Origin of the sequence: Streptomyces boluensis, from assembly GCF_009908195.1 — a bacterium.
GTDB lineage: Bacteria > Actinomycetota > Actinomycetes > Streptomycetales > Streptomycetaceae > Streptomyces > Streptomyces boluensis.
The window spans coordinates 1-2,284 of sequence record NZ_JAAAHS010000639.1 but is presented as its reverse complement, the minus strand read 5'-3'; the positions used below and the strand labels follow the sequence as shown (position 1 = coordinate 2,284).

At 73.7% G+C, this 2,284-nt stretch carries 2 protein-coding genes; both read right to left on the bottom strand.

All coding sequences use genetic code 11. The features are described 5' to 3' along the window. Positions 1-1,966, bottom strand: a 1,966-nt coding sequence (locus GUY60_RS36935) for a ComEC/Rec2 family competence protein (RefSeq protein WP_446697015.1), incomplete at its 3' end; no start/stop codon positions are given. A gap of 212 nt (positions 1,967-2,178) precedes the next feature. Beyond that, the coding region (locus tag GUY60_RS36930) for a ComEA family DNA-binding protein (RefSeq protein ID WP_187370227.1) at positions 2,179-2,284 on the bottom strand (106 nt) is incomplete at its 5' end.

Below are 2,284 nucleotides of genomic sequence, written 5' to 3'. Positions count from 1 at the left end.
GCACCGTCGTCTGGATCAGCCCGACGCTACGCCCCCGCAGAACCCCGGGCAGTCCCGTCACATGGTCGGCGTGAAAGTGCGTGAGCAGCACCAATGGAATCCGGGTGACCCCCAGCGAACGCAGGCACCCATCGACCCGAGCAGCGTCCGGCCCCACGTCGACCACCACAGCCTCACCCGGCCCCGTGGCCAGCACAGTGGCATCCCCCTGCCCCACGTCGCACATCACCACCCTCCAACCAGGCGGTGGCCAACCGGAGATCACCCGCGTCAACGGCGCCGGCCTGACCACCGCCAGCAAAAACAACAGGGCACACCCCGCGACCGTCGCGGGATGCGCGAGCAGCCGCGCCACCCCGGCCCTGCGCGCCGCCCTCCCGACCAGCACCACAAGCAGCACCGTCACCGCCGCAAGCAGCACACCCCCGCGCCAGCCGCCCGGCCAGTCGACGCCCGCCCCCGGCAACGCCGCCCCGGCCCTGGCCACCTCGGCGATCCACTCCACGGGCCAACTCGCGCACCAGCACAGCCCTTTCGCGAGCGCCAGAGACATCGGCGCCACAGCCAGCGCGGCGAACCCGAGCACCGTCGCGGGCGCCACCGCCAGCTCGGCCAGCAGATTGCAGGGCACCGCCACCAGGCTGACGCGCGCCGCCAGGATCGCGACGACCGGTGCGCACACGGCCTGCGCCGCAAGCGCCGCCGCGAGCGCCTCGGCGAGGCGTGGTGGAACCCGTCTGCGCCGCAGCGCCGCACTCCAGCGCGGTGCGAGCGTGAGCAGCGCGCCGGTGGCGAGTACCGAGAGCGCGAAGCCGTAACTCCGGGCCAGCCAAGGGTCGTACAGGACCAGGATCAGCACTACGGCAGCCAGGGCCGGGATCAGCGACCGGCGCCGGCCCGTACCGATGGCGAGGAGCACGATCAGCCCGCAGGCCGCGGCGCGCAGCACGCTCGGATCGGGTCTGCACACCACGACGAAGCCGAGCGTGAGCGCCCCGCCGAGCAGCGCGGTACCCCTGAGCGAGATGCCCAGGCGCGGCGCCAGTCCACCACGCTCCGCCCGCATCGCGCGTCCGGGCGGACCGGTGAGCAGGATGAGGACGATGGTCAGGTTGCTGCCGGATACCGCGAGGAGATGGGTCAGATCGGTGGCCCGGAAGGCTTCGTCCAGCTCCTCCGTGAGCCGCGAAGTGTCCCCCACCACCAGGCCGGGCAGCAGCGCTCGGGCGTCCGGCGTGAGCCCTCCGGTCGCCGTGCGCAGCCCGGACCTCAGCGCCCCAGCGGTACGTTGCAGCGCGCTCGGCCCTTCGACCACCCGGGGCGCCGCACCGCTCGGCACCCTGACGACAGCCGCGACCCGGCCACCGTCCCGTATCGGCGGTGCGAGGCGCGCGTCGACCTCCACCCGCGTCGAGGGCAGCAGGGCACGCCAGGGGTGGTGGGGCTGCGGCCCGGCGCGGCCTGACGACGAGACCACGTCGGCCTCACGCTCCGGCCCTGCACGCGCCTCTGACTCTGGCCCCGTCCGCACCTGTGGCCGTGACTTCGCGTCCATTCCTGGCTCCGCGCCCATCCCCGGCTCCGCGTCTGCCCCTAGCTCCGCCCCTGTCCCCGGCTCCGCCTCCCTGGCAAGTACCAGCACCGGAGTGCGCGTCTGCGTGACCTCCCCTCTCGACGTGGTGACCCGGATGACGTCCGCCTCTACGACCGTGCCCGGCGGGCCGGCCCTGTTGCCCGTGACCCGTGCCCGCACCGGCCGGGGATCCGCGGTGACCTCCAACTCGACGGTTGCGCGGCCGTATTCACGGGCCAGGCCAGGGACCGGACCCCGGTGCAGGTCAGCCGTGTGCAGTGCGGCGGAGCCGAGGGCGGCGGTCGTACAGAGGAGAGTCGTGGCCACAGCCACGCGGCCCGCACGCATCCGAAGCGACCCGCGCGCCCCGTGTCCGCCCACCGCCCTACGCATCCGCAGGGCCTCCACACCCAGCACCCCCATCGTCACCAGCCCGCACAACACCAGCGAGGCGATGACCCACCCGCCGCTGCTGCCGACCGCCACCCCCGCCGACACCCAGGCGGCGAGTGCGGGTGGGACGAGGCGAAGGTCGGTCGGGCCTTCCTGTCTCGGGTCGGCGGAGCCGAGCGGGCTGCCGGACGTGGCATGAACTACCGGGCGGATCATGGCCGTACGGCGTTCTTCAGGTCTGCGAAGCGCCGCTCACCGATGCCGTTCACCTCGCGGAGCTCGTCGACCGAGCGGAAGCCGCCGTGCTCGGTGCGGTAG